General features: G+C 61.3%; 21 protein-coding genes. 9 read left to right on the top strand and 12 right to left on the bottom strand.

The annotated features are described in order from the left end of the window. Positions 1–276: 276 nt before the first annotated feature. Entirely contained in the window at positions 277–789 is a 513-nt protein-coding gene (locus FB009_RS05365; RefSeq protein WP_011974971.1) for a DinB family protein, read from the top strand. Here FB009_RS05365 and FB009_RS05360 read toward each other — a convergent pair. Both FB009_RS05360 and FB009_RS05355 read right to left on the bottom strand, forming a co-directional pair. After that, complete coding sequence (locus tag FB009_RS05360; RefSeq protein ID WP_102032895.1) at positions 730–3393, bottom strand: AMP-binding protein; 2664 nt, start codon at positions 3391–3393, stop codon at positions 730–732. The two genes, FB009_RS05365 and FB009_RS05360, sit on opposite strands and share 60 nt — an antisense overlap. A 268-nt stretch (positions 3394–3661) precedes the next feature. After that, entirely contained in the window at positions 3662–3943 is a 282-nt protein-coding gene (locus FB009_RS05355) for a hypothetical protein (RefSeq protein ID WP_162142234.1), read from the bottom strand. Positions 3944–4248: 305 nt separating this feature from the next. Here FB009_RS05355 and FB009_RS05350 point away from each other — a divergent pair, with 305 nt between their 5' ends. Further along, the gene (locus FB009_RS05350; RefSeq protein WP_024311227.1) at positions 4249–6138 is read left to right on the top strand and encodes an ABC-F family ATP-binding cassette domain-containing protein; all 1890 of its coding nucleotides are present in this window, start codon (positions 4249–4251) and stop codon (positions 6136–6138) included. A gap of 54 nt (positions 6139–6192) precedes the next feature. Here FB009_RS05350 and FB009_RS05345 read toward each other — a convergent pair whose 3' ends face one another. Beyond that, entirely contained in the window at positions 6193–7032 is an 840-nt protein-coding gene (locus FB009_RS05345; protein WP_024311228.1) for a GNAT family N-acetyltransferase, read from the bottom strand. A 199-nt stretch (positions 7033–7231) separates the two neighbouring features. Between FB009_RS05345 and FB009_RS05340 the strand changes: the two genes are divergently transcribed. Further along, positions 7232–8158, top strand: a complete 927-nt coding sequence (locus FB009_RS05340) for a Gfo/Idh/MocA family protein (protein WP_011974966.1) — start codon at positions 7232–7234, stop codon at positions 8156–8158. A 99-nt stretch (positions 8159–8257) separates the two neighbouring features. Here FB009_RS05340 and FB009_RS05335 read toward each other — a convergent pair whose 3' ends face one another. Beyond that, a complete protein-coding gene (locus FB009_RS05335) occupies positions 8258–8707 on the bottom strand; it encodes a DNA polymerase III subunit chi (RefSeq protein WP_011974965.1) in 450 nt (149 codons plus the stop codon). A 19-nt stretch (positions 8708–8726) separates the two neighbouring features. Next, the gene (locus tag FB009_RS05330; RefSeq protein WP_011974964.1) at positions 8727–10220 is read right to left on the bottom strand and encodes a leucyl aminopeptidase; all 1494 of its coding nucleotides are present in this window, start codon (positions 10218–10220) and stop codon (positions 8727–8729) included. A 314-nt stretch (positions 10221–10534) separates the two neighbouring features. Between FB009_RS05330 and lptF the strand changes: the two genes are divergently transcribed. The 6 genes from lptF (at position 10535) to rsmA (ending at position 18124) form a co-directional block, all read left to right on the top strand. Continuing rightward, the gene (gene lptF / locus FB009_RS05325; RefSeq protein WP_127580675.1) at positions 10535–11707 is read left to right on the top strand and encodes an LPS export ABC transporter permease LptF; all 1173 of its coding nucleotides are present in this window, start codon (positions 10535–10537) and stop codon (positions 11705–11707) included. Continuing rightward, on the top strand, positions 11704–12786 hold the full coding sequence (gene lptG, locus FB009_RS05320) for an LPS export ABC transporter permease LptG (protein ID WP_011974962.1): 1083 nt from the start codon (positions 11704–11706) through the stop codon (positions 12784–12786). The genes lptF and lptG overlap by 4 nt, the downstream gene beginning before the upstream one ends. Beyond that, positions 12786–15131 (top strand): LPS-assembly protein LptD, encoded by a 2346-nt coding sequence (locus FB009_RS05315; RefSeq protein ID WP_011974961.1) that lies wholly within the window; start codon positions 12786–12788, stop codon positions 15129–15131. The genes lptG and FB009_RS05315 overlap by 1 nt, the downstream gene beginning before the upstream one ends. A gap of 177 nt (positions 15132–15308) precedes the next feature. After that, positions 15309–16262, top strand: a complete 954-nt coding sequence (locus FB009_RS05310; RefSeq protein WP_018012793.1) for a SurA N-terminal domain-containing protein — start codon at positions 15309–15311, stop codon at positions 16260–16262. A gap of 9 nt (positions 16263–16271) precedes the next feature. Then, positions 16272–17300, top strand: coding sequence for a 4-hydroxythreonine-4-phosphate dehydrogenase PdxA (gene pdxA, locus FB009_RS05305; RefSeq protein ID WP_011974959.1), 1029 nt, complete (start codon positions 16272–16274; stop codon positions 17298–17300). Continuing rightward, entirely contained in the window at positions 17300–18124 is an 825-nt protein-coding gene (rsmA, locus tag FB009_RS05300; protein WP_145161480.1) for a 16S rRNA (adenine(1518)-N(6)/adenine(1519)-N(6))-dimethyltransferase RsmA, read from the top strand. Before pdxA ends, rsmA begins: the two co-directional genes overlap by 1 nt. 19 nt (positions 18125–18143) lie before the next feature. Here the strand turns inward: rsmA and gmk are convergent, their stop codons facing one another. The 7 genes from gmk to FB009_RS05265 all read right to left on the bottom strand — a co-directional run bounded on the left by gmk (position 18144) and on the right by FB009_RS05265 (position 24743). Then, the gene (gmk, locus tag FB009_RS05295) at positions 18144–18803 is read right to left on the bottom strand and encodes a guanylate kinase (protein ID WP_011974957.1); all 660 of its coding nucleotides are present in this window, start codon (positions 18801–18803) and stop codon (positions 18144–18146) included. A 3-nt stretch (positions 18804–18806) separates the two neighbouring features. Then, complete coding sequence (locus tag FB009_RS05290; RefSeq protein WP_011974956.1) at positions 18807–19694, bottom strand: YicC/YloC family endoribonuclease; 888 nt, start codon at positions 19692–19694, stop codon at positions 18807–18809. Between the two features lie 166 nt (positions 19695–19860). After that, positions 19861–20658, bottom strand: a complete 798-nt coding sequence (locus tag FB009_RS05285) for an ABC transporter permease (RefSeq protein WP_011974955.1) — start codon at positions 20656–20658, stop codon at positions 19861–19863. Between the two features lie 2 nt (positions 20659–20660). Further along, on the bottom strand, positions 20661–21494 hold the full coding sequence (locus FB009_RS05280; protein ID WP_011974954.1) for an ABC transporter permease: 834 nt from the start codon (positions 21492–21494) through the stop codon (positions 20661–20663). 7 nt (positions 21495–21501) lie between these two features. Further along, positions 21502–22587, bottom strand: a complete 1086-nt coding sequence (locus tag FB009_RS05275; RefSeq protein ID WP_145161477.1) for an ABC transporter substrate-binding protein — start codon at positions 22585–22587, stop codon at positions 21502–21504. A gap of 54 nt (positions 22588–22641) precedes the next feature. Continuing rightward, positions 22642–23733: an ABC transporter ATP-binding protein gene (locus FB009_RS05270; RefSeq protein ID WP_018208727.1), complete on the bottom strand. Its 1092-nt coding sequence runs from the start codon at positions 23731–23733 to the stop codon at positions 22642–22644. Positions 23734–23834: 101 nt separating this feature from the next. Further along, the gene (locus FB009_RS05265) at positions 23835–24743 is read right to left on the bottom strand and encodes a LysR substrate-binding domain-containing protein (RefSeq protein WP_011974951.1); all 909 of its coding nucleotides are present in this window, start codon (positions 24741–24743) and stop codon (positions 23835–23837) included. Positions 24744–24761: the final 18 nt, after the last annotated feature.

The raw sequence follows: 24761 nt of genomic DNA, 5'->3' as shown, positions 1-24761 counted from the left end.
GCTCGCGGGTTACATCTACAGCGCCTTGCGCCTTATCAGGCGCACAAAGGTCGCTGTATCACTTTGATCTTCTGCATGTTTTTATCCTTCAATCGGATCCGATTGAAGGAAACATGCAGTAGGGCGGAAGGAGGAAAGTGTGTGCGGTTCTTCCGCCCGCACGATGCTCTACCTCTTTTGAGACCGATTCTAATAGGTTAGAGCGGGACGCGGACGGAAAACCGCGCACGTTTTTCCGCATCCCGCTCCAAAATCATCGTGATCAGGGGATTGCCGATGCTCGACCATTACCGGATGTTTGCCGACTACAATCGCTGGGCGAACCAGCGGGTCTACGCTGCCGCCGCGGAGCTCTCGGATGCGCAATATCGGCAGGACAAAGGTGCCTTCTTCGGGTCCCTGCATGGAACGCTGAACCATCTTCTCGCCGCCGACAGGATCTGGATGAAGCGTTTCACTGGGCAGGGCGAGGCGCCGTCGCAGCTCGACGACATCCTTTACAAGGACCTTGCCGGGCTGACGGCGGCACGGGCTGCAGAGGACGAGCGGATCATTGCCTGGGTCAAGAGCCTCGACGCGACGCGGCTTGCAGGCCACTTCACCTATTCCCCGCTAACAAACCCGGTCGAGGTAACCGAAAGACTCGGGCGAACGCTCGCGCATTTCTTCAACCATCAGACCCATCACCGGGGCCAGTCCCACGCGATCTTGACGGCGCTCGAGCGGCCGTCATTGACGCTGGATCTGGTATTCTTCCTGCGGACCGACGGCAAAAAGTGGGCTGCCTGACGCGAGACCGCTGCCGGGCCCGTCTCGCGGGGCGAGCAAGATACGGCTCTCCCGTGCAGCCAGCCAGGCCACCAGCTGTCGCTGCACCAGCCAGGCCGCTGCCCCGAGGGCTATGCCGCCAAGAATAGAGGCAACGGCGAAGACGACGGGCGACGTCAAGGATTGCATCGGTTGCAGCAGCAGTTCCGGCACGAAACGGTGCAGTATGTAGATATGGAAACTTGCGGCAGAAAGCGGCAGGATCAGGCGCGCTGACCATTGCGGCAGGCGGACGCGCGGCAGGAAGAGCAGTGCTGCCAGAACAATGATCTGCAGCAGATATTTGATCTTCGTACCAATCCACACGCCCTCGTAAAGTCCTAGAAACAGGAAAACACCCGTTCCCGCGAGCATCACAGCCGATTTCTCTTTCCACGTTGCGGCTATGGCCGCACACCAGCCCAGGACTGCCATGTAGAAGATCCATGGAAGGGTGAATACCTGGCGATTGCCGATCTCGACGAGGAGTGGAAAGGCCATTCGCGCCGCGAATGCCGCCACGAACAGGATCATGCCCGCGGCGAAAGGCCTCTTTGCCGCCGCCCGTCGAATGGAGGGGACGGCGAACAGAGCGCCGAACACCAGCAGCATCTGGCTATAGGCTTCGATGAACCAATAGAGATAGGGCACCATGCTGTGCCGCTCAGGATCGGCAAAAGCGAAATTGCCGACGAGAAAGATCGAGGCCCAGGGCACTTCGCCCCAGGCGAGCGCGTAAGCCGCTACGATGAGGTAATATGGAATGAGGACCTGTGCCAGGGGCCACAGGAGCTTGTCTATCGCGCCGGAGAACAATGCCCCGCTTTGAAACCGCGCAAGACTGAATCCGGCAAGAATGACCATTGCAGCCGAACCACCCGGAATCGGCCAAAGCGTCTCATGATGGAGCACGACAAGGATGATCGCCAGGGCCCGGATCAGGAGGTCGGTTGCGATCTGCCCGATCTTGCCCTTTCGGCTGCTGCGCGCCGCCAGCTCTCCGATCGGCAATTTCTCCCATGATTCAGGGAGTTCTCCGAGGATTTTTTCAAGTCCGATTGAAAGCTGGACGAAACGGAGCGAGTCGCCGCCGAGCGACAGAAAACTATCCTCCGACCGTATCTTCTTCGGATAGAATATCCGGGCGAAAACAGTCTCCACGCTCTGCCGCTCGAAACGGCGACACTGCGTTGCGGCCGGAGGAACGGCAAGGCTCTGATAGTCGATTTTTCCCGATACCAGCCTCGGAAGGCAATTCAAGCGTGAAGCCCCGACCTGCATGGCCGTCAAGCCGCTCGCCTGCAAGAGCAGCCGGCAAACTTCTTCCGGATCGCGATCCCCAGCATAATAAGCATGGACCTCGGTATCGTTGCCGACGACGGCAGCAGAGATGCCATGCCGTTCGAGGGCGGCTTCCAGGCTGTCATGACCTATGCGTAGACCGGCAATTTTCGAAAGCCGCTTCGTTCGTCCGACGATCCGGAAATAGCCTTCGGCATCCCTGGAGGCGAGATCGCCGGTCCGCAGTTCCGACAACTCGGCACCCCTTGCGAGATCGGCGCGCGACGAGGCATAGCCCATCATCACGTTCGGCCCGCGATAGACGAGTTCGCCCGCCTGATCGGCGGCCTGGATGGTCCTGCCTTCTTCGTCGACGATCGTCAGGCTGCCGCCCGGTATGGCGATGCCGATGCGATCCTCTCTGCCTCGCAGACTTTCCGGCGGCATGTAGGCCATCCGGGCGGTTGCCTCGGTTTGACCATACATCACGAAAAAAGACGCGCCGCGCGCCGAAAGATGTTCATCGTAACGGCGGACGAGTTCCGGCGACATTCGTCCTCCGGCGACCGTCATGAAGCGAAGCTTAGGGAAATCGCGTTCGCGGAAACCCACCTTTTCCAAGAGGTCATAGGAATAGGGTACGCCGGCGAAACTGGAACTGCCGCTCTCCGCAAGATCGTCGAGGAAGCCGTCGTCTGAAATTGAACTGCCGGGCAGATAGACGCTCGCGCCCACAGACAGGTGAGTGTTCAGAATCGAAAGTCCGTAGGAATAATGAAGCGGCAGGGTCAAACAGCCTCGGTCCGATGCGCTCAAGCCGAGATATCCGGCGATAGACAGTGCGTTGGACTGAATGTTCGCATAAGACAGCCGCACGCATTTGCCATAGCCGGTACTCCCGGAAGTCGAGAGCAGGACGGCGAGTTGCGGGTGTGGATCGACCGGATCTGTGTCCAGGCGTTCCATACGCCAGCGGCCGTCGCAACGGCGATAGCAGTATTCCGGATTGAAAACTTCACGAGCCGTGACCATCGATGCGCCGGCGCACAGGGCAACCGCGTGCCCCGCTTCGAGCGCGGCGAGATAGCCGACGATAGAGTGATCGGAAAGCTCGGCCTCGAGCATAACGAGACCGCGGCCGCCGCGCCATTGCGATGCAAGGCGGCCGACGCGCTGCGCCAGTTCGCGATAGGTGATGATGCTCCCGCCGCGCAGCAGCAGCGCCGGCCTCTCGCCCCGCGCGGCCAGACTTGCGACACTCATCGGCGACATCGAAGAATCTACGTCCACAGCCACCACCTCCATTTTAGCGAGGCGGAATATTATTGCTGAGTTTGGGCGTCAAGTATCAAAACGCAGCCCGAAACGGCAACTGCGACAGCGAGCGCGGCCTGACGGTGGTCAGCCGATCGGGCTTTGCGCTGTCGGATGACGGGACCGTCCATCCCGACATTCCTTCAGGGGACATGAAAAACCCCGGCGCCGACGAGCGGAACCGGGGTATTCGGTCGAACCCGTACCCTGGCCGGAGCGCGTGGGAGGCGCGCGCCCCGGTCAGGATGACCGGTCAGCTTTAGCGGCTGAGGCCCTGATAATATTCGCCTTCACCGCCGGAGACCACTTTCGGCTGGGAGGCATAGCCGACGGAGCCGGTGGAGGTCCGGTCGAGGGAACCGTCGGCGCGGCGAACAACCGCCTCACGGTCTGCCAGGGAAGCGCGTTCGGTGTAGAGCGGCTTATCGCTGACACCCTGATAGTAGCTGCCGCCGGCAAAGGCTGCGGATGCGCCGCCGAGAACCGCCGCGGCCACAAGGGTAGCGGCGAGAGCAGTATGGATTGCGTTCCTCATGATCATCACTCCTGATCGGTCGTTCGCTTGAACGAAGGTTTCATTGTGACCATCTGTGATCGGCTCCGTTCGGACGCGGTGGCCTGGCCGATAGCGTCCGATCCGATCCAGCGGGTCAGAAAGCATCTTGTGCTCTCCCCCAAAATATGGTGCCTCATCATGAGGTTGAGAAGTATTTATTATCGGAACACCTTGTCCAGGAATCCATAACAATCCACCCTTGAAAACTCGTCCGGCATCCTTATTCCGCGATGGTGCCGACATCGTGCGGACCTCTTGCCTTCCCGAACAAGTCCGGGCAAAAGGCCGGTATGATCCAGATATCCGGTCTTTCCGCCCGCATCGCGGGCCGCCTGCTCATCGATAATGCTTCCGTGACGCTTCCGGCGGGCACGAAAGCCGGTCTCGTCGGCCGCAACGGCGCCGGCAAGTCGACGCTCTTCCGGATCATCACCGGCGAGCTCGCGGCCGAAGCAGGAAGCGTTTCCTTGCCGAAGAACGCACGGATCGGACAGGTTGCGCAGGAAGCGCCGGGGACGGAAGAGCCTCTGATCGAGATCGTACTCAAGGCCGATAAGGAACGCACGGCGCTCATCTCCGAATCGGAGACGGCGACCGATCCGCACCGGATCGCCGAAATCCAGACGCGGCTCGCCGACATTGGCGCGCATTCGGCGGAAGCGCGTGCGGCGAGCATCCTCGCCGGCCTGGGCTTCGACCACGAGGCGCAGAAGCGCCCTGCTTCCTCCTTTTCCGGTGGCTGGCGAATGCGCGTCGCGCTCGCCGCGGTCCTCTTCTCCGAGCCCGACCTGCTACTCCTCGACGAGCCGACCAACTATCTCGACCTCGAAGGTACGCTGTGGCTGGAGGACTATATCCGCCGCTATCCGCACACCGTCATCATCATCAGCCATGATCGGGACCTGCTGAACACAGCGGTGAACGCGATCGTTCACCTCGACCAGAAGAAGCTCACCTTCTACCGTGGCTCCTACGACCAGTTCGAGCGGCAGAAGGGGGAAGCGGACGAACTTCAGATGAAGGCGAAGGCCAAGAACGAAGCGGCTCGCAAGCATCTGCAGAGCTTCATAGATCGCTTTAAGGCGAAGGCGTCCAAGGCGCGGCAGGCGCAGAGCCGCATCAAGGCGCTCGAGCGGATGGGCACCGTTGCCGCCGTCATCGAGGATCATGTGCAGGGCTTCACCTTTCCGGATCCAGAAAAACAGGTGGCCTCGCCGATTATCGCCATTCAGGGCGGCGCAGTCGGGTACGAACCCGGCAATCCCATCCTGAAGAGGCTCAATCTGCGCATCGATGCGGACGACCGGATCGCTTTGCTCGGTTCGAACGGCAACGGCAAATCGACCTTTGCGAAGTTCATCGCCGGACGCCTCAATGCGGAAGCCGGCGAGGTGCGGATCGCTCCGGGGCTGAAGGTGGGATTCTTCGCCCAGCATCAGCTCGACGATCTCGTGCCGACGCAGAGCGCCGTTGAGCACGTTCGCCGCCGCATGCCTGAAGCGCCGGAAGCGAAGGTGCGCTCCCGGGTGGCGCAGATGGGACTTGCGACCGAGAAGATGGACACCGCGGCAAAGGACCTCTCCGGGGGAGAAAAGGCGCGACTGCTCATGGGCCTTGCCGCCTTCGAGGCGCCAAACCTCCTCATCCTGGATGAGCCCACCAACCATCTGGACATCGACAGCCGTAACGCATTGATCGCGGCACTCAACGATTTTTCGGGTGCGGTCATTCTCATATCGCATGACCGTCACCTCATCGAGGCGACAGCCGACCGGCTATGGCTGGTGCGGGACGGAACCGTCGCGAATTATGACGGCGATCTGGAGGACTATCGCGGCCTGATCGTGGGCGGTCCGAAGCTCAAGGATGAGAAGCCGAGAATGAACGGATCGGACGAGGCACTCTCCAAGGCGGACCAGCGCAAGGTCAATGCCGACAAGCGAGCTTCGCTGGCACCGCTCAGGAAAAAGATCAACGACATCGAGTCCTTGACGGCTAAGCTGGAGAAACTGATTCAGGTACTTGATGCCGAGCTTGCAGATCCAGTCCTCTACGAGAAGGCTCCCTCAAAGGCCGCGCAACGCGCCAAGGAACGGGCAGACGCCGCCGAACGGCTTGCGGCCGCGGAAGAACAGTGGCTGGAGCTGTCGGCGGAATACGAGCAGGCGATGGCGGGATAGACGTCCGGCAGGGCTTCCCGGCCGGAACCGTCACGGATTTTTCCAGGAAGGGCTCTAACCCAGCTCGAAGGTCGTGATCCCGTAAATACGAGCAAGCGGCAGATCGGGTGCCGGCCCGCGATACATGCGGGCGGTCTCGAAAACGGGCTTCATGTTGTAGCGCGTGCACAGTGCCCGTGCCGACGCGTTCGGTTCCGGGACGTCCAGATAGACACGTTCTTCCCCAATGCCGGCCGCGAGCTTGCGGAATAAGAGATCCGCACCGGTCTCGTTATCGGCCAGCAGGGGACCGACCTTGTAGCCTTCGCGGCACTTTCGGATCGTTCCGTAACCGGCGATTGCCCCGTCCCGCAAAAGGACGACGCTTCTGCGGGTCTGCAGTTGCTTGGTCCATTCGCGCAGGAAAGCCTCGCGCCGGGTGGGATTGAACCTCATGTCATAATCGATCAGGGCCGCCGCATGCACGGGCGCCACATCGACAAGCTCGGTTCCGGGCGGCTCGGTGACGTTCACCACGCCGCCGTAGCGAATATTCGCATGCGACCAGTCGAAACCCGACCTGCGATAATTCTCCTGCTGGGACGCGACCCCGTCGAGTCCTACGGTCCGTCCTTCGGCCCTCGCGATTGCCCACTTCCAGAGTTCGAGGCCGATGCCCCGGCCCCGATATTCCTCATCGGCGATAAAAAAGCCGAGAAAGGCGTATCCGCTCCCATAGCGGACGAGAGAAATGGCGGCGGCAAGCCGGTCTTCTTCAACGGCCACCCAATAGCCTTCGGGATCGGCGGCCCAGAACGCGTTGCCGTCCTCCAGGCCGGGATTCCATCCCTCCTTGGCGGCCCAGTCGATAACCGTCTCGAGCTCAGCCCGCGTCGCAAGACGAATATGTGGCATCTGAAATCCTGACTTCGCTGGGCCGAAAAAACCGCTGCAAGGCAGAACGCCTCGACAGGAGACGGACAAAATAGATTTGTGTTCCATCTTGTCCACCCAGGGCGCTAGGCTAATTCTTGTAACCGGATGCCGACTTGTCCGCCGTTTCCAATCTGCTACAAGGGTCCGGAATAAATCATACTAATCAGGGCGAAACACCATGTCCCCCATCCAAATTGCCATTGTCGGCGTCGGCAAGATTGTGCGCGACCAACATCTGCCGGCCCTCGCGAAGAACGCGGACTACCGGCTGATCGCAGCCGCGAGCCGCCACGGAACTGTGGACGGAATCGAGAATTTCAAATCGATCGAGGCGATGCTCGATGCGGTGCCGGCGATCGAGGCGGTTTCGCTCTGCATGCCGCCCCAATACCGCTATGAGGCGGCCCGTTCCGCGCTTTCGGCCCGCAAGCACGTCTTCCTGGAAAAGCCACCGGGCGCGACCTTGAGCGAGGTGGCGGACCTCGAGGCACTGGCGCAGGAAAAGGGCGTCTCGCTCTTTGCAAGCTGGCACTCGCGCTATGCGCCGGCAGTCGAAGCGGCAAAGACGTTTCTGGCGTCGACGGCGGTTGATAAAGTCCGCATCATCTGGAAGGAAGATGTTCGCCATTGGCATCCCAACCAGGAATGGATCTGGGCAGCCGGCGGGCTCGGCGTCTTCGATCCTGGCATAAATGCACTCTCGATCATGACCCATATCCTGCCCCGCCCGGTCTTCATCACTTCGGCGACGCTTGAATTCCCCGAAAACCGCGACGCTCCGATCGCTGCCATGATCGCCTTCAGCGATGCCGAAAAGCTTGACGTGGCTGCCGAGTTCGATTGGCGCCAGACCGGCAAGCAGAGCTGGGACATCGTCGCATCAACCGGCGCGGGCGAGATGGTGCTTTCCGAGGGCGGCGCCAAACTCGCCATTGACGGCAAGATCGTCCATGAGGAGCCCGAGCAGGAGTATCCGATGCTGTATCGGCGTTTTGCCGAGATCATCAAGGCCGGTAGGTCCGATGTCGATCTGGCTCCCCTCCGGCATGTGGCCGACGCCTTCATGCTCGGTCGCCGCAAATTCGTGGAAGCATTCCACGATTGATGAGAGGCGCTGCATCGGGCGCTCCTGGAACATTTGTCCGGACTGCGGGAGAAATTGCCGGCGGGGATGGGGGCATGAGGCGCCCTCAAACCCTCGAAATCATGCCTTCTTCTCCCATCTTCCGTCACGGTTCTGCTGCCAATAGGTGAGGTTGTGGCCCTCGCCTTTGAGCCGCTTCCACTGATCGCGAGCGGCATCGAGCTGCTGCTGGTCGTAGCCGTCGAACATGAAGACCACCCGCTCGTAGTCGGAAACCGGAGGCGGCTCCGCTCCGTCGACGAGAAAGCGCACGGTCGCGGCATTCTGATTGCCGTGATCGGCAACGACAAGAATAGGCTGCTCGGTGGCGAAATCGCCCGCATCCGTGCCGTGCGGCAGGAAGCTATCGTCTCGATAGACCCATAGATGCGTATCCAGAGCGTCGCGCCGTTCCGCATCGACAGTCTGCACGACCACCCGCCAGCCGCGCTCAATGCTCTTGTCGAGCAGCGGCGGCAAAGCGTCCTCGAGCTTGGATTCCGTCAGGTGGTAGAAAAGAACTTCGGTCATTCCGATCTCGGGCGAACTCTCACGATTCGTAGTTCGCACGCACCAGCTGGTCGAGAAGGCGAACGCCGAAACCAGAGCCCCAGGACTGGTTGAGCTCGTCGGTGGGAGATCCCATTGCGGTGCCGGCGATATCGAGATGCGCCCAGGGCGTATCCTTGACGAACCGCTTCAGGAACTGCGCCGCGGTGACCGAGCCGCCGTGCCTGCCGCCGGTGTTCTTCATATCGGCGAACTTGCTATCGATCATCTTGTCATATTCCTTGCCGAGCGGCATCCGCCACAGCCGCTCCTGCGTGACGAGACCGGCCGCAAGCAACTGCTCGGCCAGGCGGTCGTCGTTCGAAAACAATCCGGCGTAATGATTGCTGAGCGCCACCATGATTGCGCCCGTCAGCGTTGCAAGATCGATCATCAGCTGCGGCTTGAACCGGTCATTGCAGTACCAGAGAGCATCGCCCAGAACGAGTCTGCCTTCGGCATCGGTGTTGATCACCTCGATCGTCTGCCCGGACATCGACGTCACGATGTCTCCCGGTCTCTGTGCGCTTCCGTCGGGCATATTCTCGACCAGGCCGATGATGCCGATCGCGTTGACGGCCGCCTTGCGTGCGGCAAGGACATGCATGAGGCCGGTCACTGCCGCCGCTCCGCCCATGTCGCCCTTCATGTCCTCCATGCCGGAAGCGGGCTTGATGGAGATGCCGCCCGTGTCGAAGACAACGCCCTTGCCGATGAAGGCGACGGACTTGTCCTTGGCCTTACCGCCTTTCCATTGCATGACGACAAGCCGCGGCGGGCGGGACGAACCCTGTGCCACGCCGAGAAGTGCGCCCATGCCGAGCTTCTTCATCTCCCGCTCGGTCAGGATCTCGACCTCGACGCCAAGTTTTTCCAGTTCCTTGGCACGCGCGGCGAACTCCACGGGGCCGAGGACGTTGGCGGGCTCGTTGACGAGGTCGCGCGCCAGAAACACACCCTCACCAACCGCCTGGGCGGTCCCGAATGCCTTTTTCGCGGCGATCACAGTGGCGGTGACGATGGTGACCTTGACCGGTTTCTGTGTCGTCTTCGGCTCATCATCCGATTTCCGGGTCTTGTAGCTCTCGAAGCTGTAGGCGTTCATCTCCATCCCAAGGGCGAAGTCCGCGGCTGCCTTGCCGGTGACCTCAATGCCGGGAGCGTCGAGAAAGACCGTGATCTTTTCGGCGGACCGCAATTTCGCGGCCGCGGCGCCACCGGCCTTCAACCAGTCGTGATCGCCCATTCCGGCCGCGTGGCCAACGCCGAGAAGCACGATGCGATCTGCCGGCGAACCGTGCGGGGCAATGACGTCGAGGGTCGAGAGTGCTTTGCCTGTGAACTTGCCGATCTTCGCTGCCTTGGCAAGAACGCTCTCCGGATCGGCAACGGCGGCACCGGCTGCTTCTTTGGCACCTGCAGCCTGCAGGAGAACCGCGACGCCGCCCGCCGGGCGGTGGGATTTACTGAAAGAGAACTCAAATTTCGTCGGCATGCAGGACTCCAGGCACTTTCTTACGGCGGCGTCCGGCCTGTTACCGGACGGCTACAGTGACCGACATTCGTGACGTCGGCGGCGATCGAAGCTGTGGGCCGCACCCTTCTCGCTTTTCAGGCGCTTGGCAAGATGCTCGCACATGTTTACATGCGGTTAACCGAAGTTCTTCGGCTTATATTTTCTCTGTTGCCGCAAATTCCGATTCGCGGTGCGGGGATGACGACGGGCCAGACCGGCTGGCAAAATATTGCAGGCTCGTCCGCAAAACGAACGGCATAAGAATTGAGCAGGACCTTGGACCGGATACGGCTATGAAGCTGATCGAACGCTACATATTCCGGCGCGCCACGATCATGTTCCTGGCGACGCTCCTGCCGCTGATGGGCATCGTGTGGACCACGCAGGCCCTCGCCAATGTCAATCTCGTCACCGACAGCGGACAGTCGATCATCGCCTTCCTGAAGCTCGCGACGCTGATCCTGCCGTCGGTCGTGCCCATTATTCTGCCGTTTGCACTGGTGATCGGTGTGACGCAGACACTGAGCTCGATGAACACCGATTCGGAACTTACGGTGCTCAGCGCGGCCGGCAGTTCGCGCATGTCCATCATTCGGCCCGTGATGTTTCTCGCAGCCGGACTGAGCGTCCTCTCCTTCACCATCGACAATTTCGTCGAGCCCTATTCGCGTGTATCGGTACGCAAGATGATTGCGACCGCCCACGCGGATCTGCTCGCCTCGGTGGTCCAGGAAAACGCCTTTCGCAAGATCACGGACGGGCTTTACGTGCAGGTGGGTGCCCGCCGAAGCGGCGGCGTGCTGCACGGCATCTTCGTCGCCGATGCGCGTGATCCGAATTTCGAACTCGTCTATTATGCACGCGAAGGAGCCGTGGACGAGGGACGCTCGGCGCTCGTGATGAAGGACGGGGAGGTCCACCGCAAACTGCCGGATGGCGACGTTTCCATCATCAAGTTCGACTCCTATGCCTTCGACCTCACGGACCTCACGAGGATGACGGGAGAGGCAAATATCCGCGCCAAGGACCGCGATCTCTTCTATCTGCTCGATCCCGATCCGGACGACGAAGCCTATAAGAGAGCTCCGCGCGCCTTTGCTGCGGAGCTGCATCGACGCTTCACCGAATGGACCTTTCCGTTGCTCTTCGGTCTTATCGCGCTTGTGGCCAGCAGTGATGCCCGCTCACATCGAGAGGCACGGGTGCATCCGATGGTCAGCGCCCTGGGAGCGGCTCTGGTCATACGCTGGATGACTTTCTACGCCGCCAACAGTGCCGAAGATTCGGTGTGGTTCGTACCGCTCATGTATCTGATCCCGCTGGCTACGGGAGCGCTCGCCATCCAGCAGCTTGCCAGCAACCGCCGCCTCGACATACCCATGACCTGGCAGGAAAAGCTCTCGGACCTCATGGTCCGGCTCCGTCTCGTACGGCCGGCGGGCGCCGACGGGGAGCAGCCCTCATGATTTTCAACACGCTCGGCCGTTACTTCTTCAAGCGGTACGCACGCACGACCTTCTGGTTCCTCATCGGAATTTTTGCGCTGATCTTCATCATCGATTTCAGTGAATTGACCAGCCGCATGTCGAACCTGCCGCATTACACGGTATCGGGTGCGTTGCTGATGACCACGTTTCGGATTCCGACGATTCTGCAGCAAACGGTTCCCTTCGTGGCACTTTTCGCAGCCATGGCGGCATTGATCTCTCTCAACCGGCGATACGAGCTGGTGGTAACCCGCGCGGCCGGCATTTCCGTCTGGCAATTCCTGCGCCCGTTCGTGGTCGGAGCCCTCATCTTCGGCGCGCTTGCGGTCGTCGTGATCAACCCGCTTGCCGCCTGGGGAACCAAGAAAGCGGAAGCGCTGGAGGCGGAGTGGGGTTCCACCCGGTCGGCTGCCGCAAATTCGATTCCCTGGCTCCGGCAGATCTATGACGGCACCGACACGATCATCGGTGCACGCTCTGTTCAGAATGGCGGCACGGAGCTTATCAACGTGACCGTTATCCACTTCGATCCACAGGGCGCGATCACGCTCCGGCAGGATGCGAAGTCGGCGAAACTGGAAGATGGTTACTGGCTTCTTAACGGTGTCGTCGAGACGGAAGTCGGCCGCCTGCCCCGTCGTATGGAAACGGCACAGCTTCGCACCAATCTGAGGCCGGATTTCGTTCAGGAGCGCCTTGCAAAGGCTGATTCTATTCAGTTTTTTGACCTTCCGCGGAAGATCGAGGTGGCGCGCTCCTTCGGTTTTTCCACCAACGGCCTGGAAACGCAATTTCACTCTCTGATGTCACTGCCGCTGCTCCTCGTGGCGATGACGCTGATCGCCGCCTGCGTCTCGTTGAAATTTAGCCGGTTCAATCAATCGCGGTCGGTGATTCTCGGTGGAATCCTGTCAGGCTTCGTGCTTTATGTCGTCACCGTGCTTATCAAAGCATTCGGGAGCAGCGGCATCGTGCCTCCTTTTGTTGCAGCCTGGCTGCCGGTTGTTGTAGCGATGGCGCTGGGTTCTACGATTCTACTGCACCAGGAGGATGGCTAGTGGCGGCAGGCAACCGCAAACGCATGAAGCTTACCAACGCTGCCCTGCTCGCGGGCGTGGCGCTGCACACGCTTGCCACCGGAATGTATGCGCCAGCCAGGGCGCAGGATGCAGGAACGCGAATCGACGACCTGCAGCCGAATATTCCGGCCGATGCGAAGCTGCTGCTGACCGCCAATGAGCTTGTCTACAATCGCGACACGGAAAAGGTGACCGTTCGCGGCAACGTCCAGATCGAATATGGCGGCTACAAGATGGTTGCCCGGCAGGTCGACTACGATCAGAAGTCGGGCCGTATCCTCGCGACCGGCGACATCCAGCTGATCGAGCCGGGTGGTAACATCGTCTACGCCGACAGGATGGACGTCACCGACGATTTCGGCAACGGCTTCGTCCAGGCCCTCAGGATCGAGACGACGGATCTGACGCGCCTGGCCGCAGAAACTGGCGAACGCCGCAACGGCGAGGAGTTCATCCTCAACAAGGCCGTCTACACCGCCTGCACCCCCTGCAACACCAAGCCGGAACATCGCTCTCTGTGGCACATCAAGGCCCAGCGCATCATTCAGAACGGCCGCACTCGTACCATTCGGCTCGAGCATGCCTATTTCGAACTCTTCGGCAAGCCGATCGCCTACATTCCGGTGATGGAAATCCCGGACCATACGGTCAAGCGCAAGAGCGGATTCCTGTTTCCGCTGTTCCGCTACACGCAAAAGCTCGGCGCGGGCGTGGGCGTGCCCTATTACTGGGCGATCTCGCCCCATATGGACGCAACGATCACGGGCACCGGGCTGACCCGCCAGGGTTTCCTCCTCGAGGGTGAGTTCCGACAGCAGTTCCACAACGGACTGCACACGCTCAACGTCGCCGGTATCAGCCAGTTGGACAGGGAGCAGTTCACGCCGGGAACAGTCGATGCGATGGAAACCAATCGCGGCATGATCGCATCCAGGGGTAAGTTCGAGATAAACCCCCGGTGGAGCTTCGGCTGGAACGTCCTGGTCCAATCCGACAACAATTTCGCCAAGACTTACGATCTGTCGACTTTCGACGGCACGACCTATGTGAACCAGGCCTACCTGACGGGCCTCGGGAAGCGCAATTATTTCGACCTGCGGGCTTTCTACTTCGACATCCAGGATGCAGATCCGGACAGCATCGACGAGAACAAGCAGCCGGTTGCCCAGGTCCTCGACTATTCCTACACCGCACCGGGACCAGTCCTCGGCGGCGAACTCAACGCCGACTTCAACCTCACCAACATCAAGCGCAACCGTCTCGATCGTGTGACAGTGCTGGGGGTTGAGCGCTTCCGTGGGCTTGAGGGCACCTCGCACAGGCTGACCGGCGAACTCGAATGGAAGCGGACGTTCATTGCGCCCGGCGGACTAGTGCTGACGCCGCTGCTCGCCGCACGCGGCGATGCACTGGGCATGAATGTGGATGACCCGGTCGGCTATACCGGCAGCTTCACCAGCAGCGATGCCGAGACGCGGCGGATGTTGACGGCCGGACTCGAGGCCCGCTATCCTATCCTCTTCGCCGGAGAGACGAGCAGCCACGTTCTTGAACCTATGGCGCAGCTCTATGCGCGTCCGGACGAGCAGTATGCTGGCGCACTGCCGAACGAAGACGCGCAGAGTTTCGTCTTCGATGCGACCAATCTCTTCGATCGCGATAAGTTCTCCGGCTATGATCGCATCGAAGGCGGTACACGCGCCAATATCGGCTTCCGCTATACGGGGAGCTTCGACAGCGGCTACGGTCTGCGCGCCATTGCAGGTCAGTCGTTTCATCTTGGTGGTCTCAATTCCTTCTCGACCGACGATCTCGTCAAGGCGGGTGCGGATTCGGGGCTTGAGACCGATAGCTCCGACTATGTCGCCATGCTGGGTATCGATGCCCCGTCCGGTCTGATGGCGAGCCTCTCCGGGCGCCTGGACGAAAGCGACTTTTCGCTGCGCCGGGCCGATGCAACGGTCGGCTATCTCGGGCTGAACTGGCAGGCGGCGCTCACCTATACGCGGATCGAAGCGCAGCCGACCTACGGCTCGCCGTCCGATCAGGATGAAATCCAGACGGCTGCCGCCTATCGTTTCCATGACTATTGGTCGGTATTCGGCGCGGTGACCTATGATATCGATGCGGGCGTCGTGTCCCGCAACGGCGTCGGCATCACCTATGACGACCAGGACACATTGTTCTCGATCGTCTATAAGCAGGAGCGGGACACCGACAGTTCGCTTGCGAACGACTGGTCAATCGGCGCCCGAATCAGCTTCCGCACGCTCGGGGACGTCTATGTCGGCGACACCAAGTTTGACGAGCTGGACTACTTCTAAAGCGGCCGTGACCCGCCCTTAGCTGAATCGATCCTGCGGTCTTGTCATTGTTTGGCCGCATGTATTATGCATTTGCCTCCATTGACAGCTACGGCGCCGGCAATGCACAGAGCCAGTCGTAGCAGGTCGGCAGTGTGGCAACTGGCCGCCGGCAACGGGAGGCAGAACGAGCAGGGGATGATTATGGGCGGGAAAAACTCGATCGTGAGGGTGCTTTCGGCGATAGCACTGGCTGGTGCATTGAGCCTTGCAACCGGAACGGCCACCACGGCGACGGCGGCGGCAAGTTCGGTCGAGGTGGTCGTCAACGGCACCGTTATCACCTCCGGCGACGTCGCCAAGCGCGTCGCCTTTCTCCGCCTTCAACGGCAAAGCGGCGGCGCAGCCGAAGCGAAACAGCAGCTCGTAGACGAGGTCCTGAAACGCGCCGAGATCGCGCGCGTTCAGCAGTCCGTCAGCACGGACGAGGTCGACGCCGCCTTTGCGCGTTTCGCCTCCGGAAACAAGCTTTCGCCGGAGCAGCTCGGCAAGATCCTCGAGCAGGCCGGCGTCGGCATCGACCATTTCAAGCAGTATATCGCAGTCCAGATGAGCTGGCCGCGAGTCGTCAACTTCCGCTACGGCAATGCCAGCCGCCTTTCCGGCGGTGACCTGGTCAAGCGTATGATGCAAGGCGGCGGCAACAAGCCGGTGACGACCGAATATTTCCTGCAGCAGGTGATTTTCGTCATTCCCGAATCGAAACGCGGCGCCATCACGGCGAAGCGGCAGGCTGAAGCCAACGCCTCGCGCTCGAAGTTCCCCGGCTGTGATACCTCGAAGGCTTTTGCGGCGAACTACCGCGACGTGTCGATTCGCAGCCTCGGTCGTATCCTCGCCCAGCAATTGCCCGAGGATTGGAAGCCGCTTGTCGAGAAAGCCGGCGACAGCATGACGACAGGTACGCGGGTCACCGAAAAGGGTGTCGAATACCTGGCCATCTGCAAGAAGCGTCAGGTCAACGATGATGCTGCTGCCGAGATCGTCTTCCGGGCCGAGGACCTCGGCAAGAAGAAGTCCGGCGGTGAAGATCCGAACAGCGCCAAATATCTCGAAGAGCTGCGTTCGAAAGCGCAGATCGTCAACAAATAACGAGCCAATATGAACGAGACGAGCATCGGGCCGGTCGCCCTGACCATGGGCGACCCGGCCGGGATCGGTCCGGATATCAGCCTTTCCGTCTGGTTGAAGCGGGCCGATCGGCTGACGCCGCCGTTTCTTTATGTGGGTGATCCTGCAGTGCTTGCCGCCCGCGCCAAGCTCCTGGGCGAGACGGTGCCGATATGCGAGACCGATTGTTTCGGGGCCGTTGCCGCTTTCCAGCAGACCTTTCCCGTTTTGCCCGTCCGCTCCCCTGCCCCCGTTGTTCCCGGTCGACCTGATCCGGCGAACGCCTCGGCCGTGACGGGTGCGATCGACACGGCCGTTCGGCTCGCGATGGCCGGCGAAGCCTCGGCCGTTGCCACCAACCCGATTGCCAAGGCAGTGCTCTACGAAGCGGGTTTCCTCTTTCCGGGCCATACCGAGTATCTGGCGGACCTCGCCCAGCGAGCAACCGGCCTCGCCGCCCTGCCGGTGATGATGCTGGCGGGCCCGAAACTGCGTGCCGTTCCGGTGACGATCCATATCCCGCTCAAGGACGTGCCCGCCGCGCTGACGCCGGAACTGATCTATCGAACCTGCACGATCGCCGCAGCCGATCTGAGAAGCCGCTTCGGTCTGCCGGCGCCACGCCTCGCAGTTGCCGGCCTCAACCCGCATGCCGGCGAAGGCGGCGCGCTCGGCCGCGAGGATGACGCCCTCATTCGGCCCGTGATCGACCGCATGCGCGCCGAGGGGCTCGACGTCGTCGGGCCTTTGCCGGCGGACACCATGTTCCACGACCGCGCGAGAGAGACTTACGACGTCGCCATCTGCATGTATCACGATCAGGCGTTGATACCGGCCAAGGCGCTCGGCTTCGACGACAGCGTCAACGTCACCCTCGGCCTGCCCTTCATCAGAACCTCGCCGGATCACGGGACGGCTTTCAGCCTTGCCGGAAAGGGGATCGCGCGCGAGGACAGCCTTCTGGCGTCTCTGCGGCTCGCTGCGGAACTTGCCCGCAACGCCAAAGGGATGAAGCACTGATGGCGGCTCTCGACGGCCTGCCACCGCTACGCGACGTCATCCAGCGCCACGGTCTCGACGCGAAGAAAGCGCTCGGGCAGAACTTCCTTCTCGATCTCAACCTCACCCAGAAGATCGCACGCACAGCCGGTCCGCTGGAGGGTGCCACGGTTATCGAGGTCGGCCCGGGACCCGGCGGCCTTACCCGCGCGATCCTCGCTCTCGGGGCAAAGAAGGTCGTTGCAATCGAGCGCGATTCGCGCTGCCTGCCGGCGCTCGCAGAGATCGGCGCTCACTATCCGGAGCGGCTCGACGTCGTCGAAGGCGATGCGCTGAAGGTGGACTTCGAGGCGCTTGCCGACGGTCCGGTGCGCATCATAGCCAATCTCCCCTACAATGTCGGAACGCAGCTTCTCGTCAATTGGCTGCTGCCCGGGCGCTGGCCGCCCTTCTGGCAATCCATGACGCTGATGTTCCAGCGTGAGGTGGGCCTACGGATCGTCGCCAGCCCGGATGACGACCACTATGGCAGGCTCGGAGTCCTCTGCGGCTGGCGAACGAAGGCCAGTCTTGCATTCGACGTACCTCCTCAGGCCTTCACGCCGCCGCCGAAAGTGACCTCGACCGTGGTCCATCTCGAACCCATCGAGGTCCCCATCCCCTGTTCGCCCGCGGTCCTCGAGAAGGTCACCCAGGCGGCTTTCGGGCAACGCCGAAAGATGCTCCGCCAGAGTCTCAAACCCTTGGGCGGCGAGGCGCTGCTTGCAAAGGCGGGCATCGATCCGAAGCGGCGCGCGGAAACGCTCTCCGTCGAAGAATTCTGCCGTTTGGCCAACTGCCTGTAGAGAAGCACAAGCGGCGCGCTCAAAGCGGATTTTCGGTCAGCAGCCCGTTGACGAATTCGAAGAGGCCAGGTCGCCTGTCGCGGCGAAGGCGCTCGGCTTCGACTATTGCCCGGACGGAGGAGAAGGCCCGGTCGAGATCGTCGTTGACCACGATGTAATCATATTCACGCCAGTGCTCTATTTCGGCCCGGGAGTTGGCGAGCCGGGTCGCGATGACCTCTTCGCTGTCCTCGGCGCGCCGGTGGAGCCTCGACTGCAATTCGGCCATCGAGGGCGGCAGGATGAAGATCGATACCACGTCGCCCGCCATCTTCTCCTGCAGCTGCTGCGCACCCTGCCAGTCGATGTCGAACAGCATGTCACGGCCTTCGCCCATCGCCTTTTCCACTGCATCGCGTGGCGTGCCGTAGAAGTTCCCGTGCACTTCCGCCCATTCAAGCAGCGAATCCGTTGCTTTCAGCGCCTCGAACTCACGGATGGTCTTGAAAAAATAATGTCGTCCCTCGATCTCGCTCGGGCGCCGCGAACGCGTGGTCACGCTCACCGAAATGCTAAGGTCCGGATCGGCTTCGAGCAGGTTACGGGCGATCGTCGACTTCCCCGCACCTGACGGCGATGAGATCACGAGCATCAGCCCGCGGCGAGCGATCTTTGTGGGCGAAACGGTCGCCGGTTTCATATCCTACTCCAGATTCTGAACCTGTTCGCGGAAATGGTCGATTACGACCTTCAACTCGATACCGGCGGCCGAGACGGCGGCGGCATTCGACTTCGAACAGATGGTATTCGATTCGCGGTTAAATTCCTGTGCAAGGAAATCGAGCTTGCGCCCGACGGGCCCACCCTTTGTCAGGAGGTCGCGAGCGGCAGCGATATGCGAGCTCAGCCGGTCGAGTTCCTCGCGAAGGTCCGCCTTCGTCGCCAGCAGCGCTACCTCCGCATGCAACCTTTCCCGATCGATCGAGGATGCATTGTCGATGACCATCGAGACCTGCTGCGCCAACCTGTCGGCGATCGCCTTCGGGCTTCGGGACGGATCGTTTTCGACGATTGCCGCCAGCTTTTCCATCCGATCCACCTGGGCGAGCAAAACCTGGCCGAGCGCTTTGCCCTCTTCTTCCCGCATCGCCCGCAGATCTGCGAGCGCGCCTTCGAGGCCCGCGAGTACCTCCGCGTCACGCTCGGCGCGCTCGCTTTCGCTCTCCTCCGGTTCCCGGAAATCGACGATGCCGCGTATGGAAAGCAGCGTGTCGAGTTTGAGCGGCGCCGGATCGATTGCATCGCCCAGCCGTTCGCGAAGCTTCAGGACGGCGGCAAGCGCGTCCTCGTTGACGACGGCTTCGACCGAGGTTTCAGTTCTGCTGAGCGAAAGGCCGACCTGCACGTTGCCTCGTGCGAAATGCTGCGAAGCAAGGCGTCGACAGTCGGGCTCGAAGCGCTCCAGCCCGGGCGGCAGCCGCAGGCGCATGTCGAGCCCTTTGCCATTGACGGAGCGGAGTTCCCAGGCCCAGCGATAGCGCCCGCTGCTCCCCTCACTCCTGGCAAAGCCGGTCATCGATTGGAGCGGCATCCTGTCCTCCGGTGATCCAAAAATCACAACGGTCCAGGTACCCCGAGGGGAGGCCCGCCGTTGTTGCGGGAAGCACTATGGCCACAGCGGGGAACTCCGCAAGCAATATCCGCACCGTGCCGAACTCGTCCACATGAGCGTAGGACGCATCATCGGCGCCCGCATGTCACCTGGATCGCGCGAAGAAGATGCGAATCGTCATCGCCGTAACGGTGATCAGGATCAGGATGACCGAGATTGCTGCGATGGCGGGATCGATGTTGTCACGCAAACCCATCCACATCAGCCGTGGAAGGGTAATGGCATTGACGCTGGTGATGAAGAGCGTAACGCCGATCTCCTCCCAGGAAAGCACGAAAGACAGGAGCCATGCCGCAGCAATCCCGAATTTGATGTTGGGGATGATGACCTTTGTCGCCCTTTCCCATGTGGACGCGCCGAGCCCGCGCGCAGCGAGATCGATCCGCCGGTCAACCTGGCCGAGCGAGACGAGAATGAGCACCACGGCGAAGGGCACCGTAACCACGACATGGGCAAGCACCACCCCCAGCCAGGTGTCGTACCCGATCATGCTTCCGATGTTCGACATCGAAGTGAGCAGAAAGTAGAGGGTGATTGCGGAGACAACCGGCGGGACGATCATCGGCAGAAGAACGAAGCCCACCAGAACGGCGGTGAAGCGTGGCCGGAACATCCAGATGCCGAGGCTGAATGTAAGGGCGAAGAGCGTCGCGAGCACGCTGGAGACAAGGCCGACGCGCAGGCTGAGAAGGATGCTGTCGAGCCAGCGTGGATCTTCAAACAGCGCCCGATAATGCCTGATCGACAGCTCTCCTGCCGGCATAGAGAGCATGCGCGATGGGGTAAACGACACCGGTACGACAGCCAGCAGCGGCATCAGCAGGAAGATTATCACCACGAAGGCGAAGAACAGGGCAAGAGGGCCAGGACGATATGCACTCATCTTCAACCTGCCATCTGGGAAAACCGCAAAAACCGGAACAGGGCTGCCGTCAGCAGGCCGACGATCAGGACGAGGGTCACGCTGATGGCAGCACCAAGACCCCAGTCCGGACTCTGGAATATGCGAAGGTAGACCAGCTCTGCCACCATGACGCTGCGGCCGCCGCCGAGAATTGCCGGTGTGACGAAGAAGCCGAGCGCGAAGACGAAAACGATCAATGCGGCGCCGATAATTCCCGACATGGTCAAAGGCACGAATACCGACCAGAAGGTGCGGGTGCGGCTTGCGCCCAGACCGCGCGCGGCAAGCAGCACGCGTTCGTCGACGGCGCGCATCGCCGATGCGATCGGAAACACCGCGAACGGTATAAGGAAATGCGTCATCCCGACGACGACGCCGAACTCGTTGCGGACGAGAGCGAGAGGCTCGCCGAGGATGCCGAGCGACTGCAGCCAGCTATTGATGAGCCCACGGTTCGAAAGAAGTGCCACCCAGCCAAAGGCGCGGGTCAGCACCGAGATCCAGAACGGCACGAGGATGCAGTATTCCGCAATGAGCCGCTGACCCGGCGTGCCGCGCACCCAAACATAGGCAATGGCATAGGCAGCAGCGACGGCCGTCACCGTGACGAGCGCACAGATGCGCGCAGTCCGCACGAAAACCGATTGCACCAACGGGTCGGTGAAAACCGTAAGATATTGCGCGAGCCCTGGCTCGGGCAGAGTAAAGCTCCATCTCATCACGCCAAGAAACGGGATGCCGTATGCCACGGCAAGGAGCAGGAGAAGCGGCGCCAGAAGGAGCGCCGCGCCAAGATTGTGGGAGCGCGCGAGCATCGGCGGCTCAGGCGGAAACGATTTTGGTGAATTCGTTGAGCGCCGGCCCGTAATGCTCTGCGTACCATTCCATGTTAAGCGGTATCTGCTTGCGCTTCTGCTCCTCGGGGATAAGCGCGTCGGCAGCAGGATTTGCCGGTCCCTGCCGAAGCAGGTCGAACATGACAAGCTGCTTCTGCGGGTCCTGAGCGCTTGCGATGAATTTCATCGCCGCGTCGCGGCCGCCGGGGTTGCCCTTTATGACGGCCATGGCCCCCGGAGACAGCAGGCCCTGATCCCAGATGAATTTGATGCGGCCACCCGAGTCCTGCTCGATCAGCGAGGCACGGGTCGACCAGATGAGGGCCATTGAGGCCTCGCCGTCGAGAAGGAGCGACTGGCTTTCAGAGCCGCCGCCCCAATAGGCGACGACGTTTTCCTTGAATGCGGCGATCTTGTCATGGGCGCGTTTGAGGTCGAGCGGGTAGAGCTTTTCGGGAGCGACGCCGTCACCGAGAAGGGCCGCTTCCCACATAGCGCTGCCCCACTTGTAGAGGGAGCGCTTGCCGGGGAAGGCATTCACATCGAAGAAGTCGGCCATGCCTTTGGGAGGATTGTCGCCGTATTTTTCGGAATCGTAGGCGATGACGTAGGAGAAGAAATAGCTCGACGCGGCATAGTCCCAGCCAAAACCCGGACGCATTTTATTCTTGTCGACAACAGAGTAGTCGATTTCCTCGATCATCCCCTGCTTGCCCAGCGTTATCGCCGAGAAGGGATCCGCATCGACGATATCCCAGCTCGGAGCCCCACTCTTGAACTGGGCGGTGATGGCACCTTCGGTCGGCCCCGAACCGTCTTGCCTGACCGTGATTCCGGCTTCCTCCAGAAACGGCTGGCCGTAAGCCTTGTCATAGGCGGTGATGGCATCTCCGCCCCAGTTTACGAAAACAAGCTGCTTGGCCTGCGCCGCGGCACCGCCTGCCCGGAGCGCCAGCGGCGCCCCGGCGACGAGCATCGCGGCGAGCTGGGCAAAGCGCCGGCGGGTCATCTCGCCGCGCTTGACCTTGTCTGCGAGAATTTCAATACAGTCTCTCTGAAAAGCTTCATTCATCGTCGTTCCCCTTTTTTATCACTGCACAATAGGCGTCTGCCGGTCTGTGGTGTTTCAGCCGGAGGCCGGCAACAGAAAGCCTTTTCCGGCGGGCCATGTCAGCCAAACGGTATCGCTCCCTTCCAGAGCGTGGCGCGCCGACTCCATCGGCACGCAAACGCTCGCGCTGGATCCGCCACGCGTCACCAGTTCGAGACGCACCGCGGAGCCAAGATAGGTAGAGGAGACCGCGGAGACCGCGATGCTGTTTTCCTGCGCATGCGGCTCGCGTGCGATCGACATATGCTCAGGCCGCACGGCAAGGACCGCTTCACCGCGAACATCGCCAGAGGCGAATCCTAAGGCCACCTCGCGGTCCTCCACCAGTCCGCGGGCTCCGCCATTTGCGGGCCGGACGTCACGCAACGGCAACATGTTGATCTCGCCCAGAAACTCGGCAACGAAACGGCTGCTGGGCCGCTCGTACACCTCTTGCGGCGTGCCGACCTGGAGGACTTCGCCATGATTGAAGATGGAAACGCGCGAAGACAGCGCCAGCGCTTCGCTTTGATCGTGCGTGACAAAGACGAACGTCGTGCCGGTCTCCTCGTGCAGTCGCTTCATCTCTGCCTGCATCTGGCCGCGAAGGCTTTTGTCGAGTGCGGAGAAAGGCTCATCGAGCAGGAGAACCCCCGGCTCGAAAACAAGAGCACGCGCCAATGCCACGCGCTGTTGCTGGCCGCCTGAGAGTTTTGCGGGCAGCTTATGCTCGTGGCCCAGCAAGCCGACACGCTCGACCATTTCGCCTACCCGGCGCTTGATCTCGTCCTCGGGCTTACGGCGCACGCGTAAGGGAAAGGCGATGTTGGCCGCCACGCTCATATGCGGAAAGAGGGCATAGCCCTGAAAGACCATGCCGGCCGAGCGCCGTTCCGGTGGCTGGTCGGTGATATCGACACCATCCCTGAACAGTTTGCCCTGGCTGGGCCGTTCAAATCCGGCCAGGACCATGAGGAATGTCGACTTGCCGGACCCTGAAGGTCCAAGCAATGTCAGGAACTCCCCCCGGCCGATATCAAGCGAAACATCCTTTAGCGCGCAGAAGGCGCCATAGCTCTTCCCGATGCCGGCCACCTTGATCTCAGATGCGCGCCGTGAATGTGGCATAGGCTCTCCCTCACCTGCTGGGAAAGCCTATGCGCGCAATCGGCTCACGGCAACCGAATAATTTTCGCCTTATTGGCAAATTTGATTCACCTTTCGACCGGCTATCCTCGAGCGGCTTGCATATCGGCCGCTGCATCCGCGAGGCTCGACCGAAGCCAATCCCGGAAAGCAAAGAGGACCGCATGGTCGGACTTGGCCAGGTCCACAACGAGGTAATAGGAGCGGGCTGCGGGAACCGCGATGTCGAACGGGCGTACGAGTCTGCCCTCGCTCAATGCCGTCTGCCCGGTGAGCGAATCGCCCATGGCTATTCCCTGCCCGGCAATGGCTGCGGAGAAAACCAGGTTCATGTCCGAAAAGAAGATGCCGCCGGATGGGTCCGCCGTTTCCACCTTAGTGAGCGAAAGCCAGCGCGACCAGTCGTCGACATCGTTGAGGTGAAGCAGATTTGCGCGCAACACATCGGCCGGCTTGGAAAACCCTCCCAGCCTATTGAGAAGGCTCGGACTGCAGAGGGGAGTGAAGAGGACGTCGCACAACAGCTCGACGCCGCAATTGGGCCAGTTTCCGTCACCAAAGGCGATGAACGCATCGACGTCCGGATTGCTCACGTCGTCGAGACGTCGCGGCGTCACGATGGACAAGGAGACGTCCTGATACATCTCCTGGAACTCCGCGATATGGGTGCACAGCCAGAGAGAGGCAAAGCCGGGCGTGCAGCTTACGCGGAACGAGCCGCCGATACCACCGCCGCGGTTCTGCGCCCCGGCGTCACCGATCATCGTCAGCGCCTTGTGCACATCATGGGCATAACGCCGGCCGCGCGCGGTCAATGCTACGCCTTTGCCGACCCGCTCGAGGAGGTCAAAACCCAGCTCACGCTCGAGAAGCCGCAATTGGTGGCTCACCGCGCTTCGGGTCAGGTGCAGTTCTTCCGCTGCGCGCCAGACGGTGCCGTGTCGCGCAAAGCTCTCGAGTGCACGAAGTGCCTGTGTCGAGGGTATCCGCACGATCGAACCTCCTGTGGT

It is taken from the genome of Sinorhizobium medicae, assembly GCF_007827695.1.
GTDB classification, from domain to species: Bacteria; Pseudomonadota; Alphaproteobacteria; order Rhizobiales; family Rhizobiaceae; genus Sinorhizobium; species Sinorhizobium medicae.
The sequence above is the reverse complement of the archived record's forward strand: the minus strand, read 5'-3'. Positions and strand labels throughout refer to the sequence as shown.

Excerpts from the sequence above, each read along its gene's own strand:
- FB009_RS05365 (WP_011974971.1), top strand. The coding sequence starts at position 277 with ATGCTCGACCATTACCGGATGTTTGCCGACTACAATCGCTGGGCGAAC.
- FB009_RS05360 (WP_102032895.1), bottom strand. The coding sequence starts at position 3,393 with ATGGAGGTGGTGGCTGTGGACGTAGATTCTTCGATGTCGCCGATGAGT.
- FB009_RS05355 (WP_162142234.1), bottom strand. The coding sequence starts at position 3,943 with ATGATCATGAGGAACGCAATCCATACTGCTCTCGCCGCTACCCTTGTG.
- FB009_RS05350 (WP_024311227.1), top strand. The coding sequence starts at position 4,249 with ATGATCCAGATATCCGGTCTTTCCGCCCGCATCGCGGGCCGCCTGCTC.
- FB009_RS05345 (WP_024311228.1), bottom strand. The coding sequence starts at position 7,032 with ATGCCACATATTCGTCTTGCGACGCGGGCTGAGCTCGAGACGGTTATC.
- FB009_RS05340 (WP_011974966.1), top strand. The coding sequence starts at position 7,232 with ATGTCCCCCATCCAAATTGCCATTGTCGGCGTCGGCAAGATTGTGCGC.
- FB009_RS05335 (WP_011974965.1), bottom strand. The coding sequence starts at position 8,707 with ATGACCGAAGTTCTTTTCTACCACCTGACGGAATCCAAGCTCGAGGAC.
- FB009_RS05330 (WP_011974964.1), bottom strand. The coding sequence starts at position 10,220 with ATGCCGACGAAATTTGAGTTCTCTTTCAGTAAATCCCACCGCCCGGCG.
- lptF (WP_127580675.1), top strand. The coding sequence starts at position 10,535 with ATGAAGCTGATCGAACGCTACATATTCCGGCGCGCCACGATCATGTTC.
- lptG (WP_011974962.1), top strand. The coding sequence starts at position 11,704 with ATGATTTTCAACACGCTCGGCCGTTACTTCTTCAAGCGGTACGCACGC.
- FB009_RS05310 (WP_018012793.1), top strand. The coding sequence starts at position 15,309 with ATGATTATGGGCGGGAAAAACTCGATCGTGAGGGTGCTTTCGGCGATA.
- pdxA (WP_011974959.1), top strand. The coding sequence starts at position 16,272 with ATGAACGAGACGAGCATCGGGCCGGTCGCCCTGACCATGGGCGACCCG.
- rsmA (WP_145161480.1), top strand. The coding sequence starts at position 17,300 with ATGGCGGCTCTCGACGGCCTGCCACCGCTACGCGACGTCATCCAGCGC.
- gmk (WP_011974957.1), bottom strand. The coding sequence starts at position 18,803 with ATGAAACCGGCGACCGTTTCGCCCACAAAGATCGCTCGCCGCGGGCTG.
- FB009_RS05290 (WP_011974956.1), bottom strand. The coding sequence starts at position 19,694 with ATGCCGCTCCAATCGATGACCGGCTTTGCCAGGAGTGAGGGGAGCAGC.
- FB009_RS05285 (WP_011974955.1), bottom strand. The coding sequence starts at position 20,658 with ATGAGTGCATATCGTCCTGGCCCTCTTGCCCTGTTCTTCGCCTTCGTG.
- FB009_RS05280 (WP_011974954.1), bottom strand. The coding sequence starts at position 21,494 with ATGCTCGCGCGCTCCCACAATCTTGGCGCGGCGCTCCTTCTGGCGCCG.
- FB009_RS05275 (WP_145161477.1), bottom strand. The coding sequence starts at position 22,587 with ATGAATGAAGCTTTTCAGAGAGACTGTATTGAAATTCTCGCAGACAAG.
- FB009_RS05270 (WP_018208727.1), bottom strand. The coding sequence starts at position 23,733 with ATGCCACATTCACGGCGCGCATCTGAGATCAAGGTGGCCGGCATCGGG.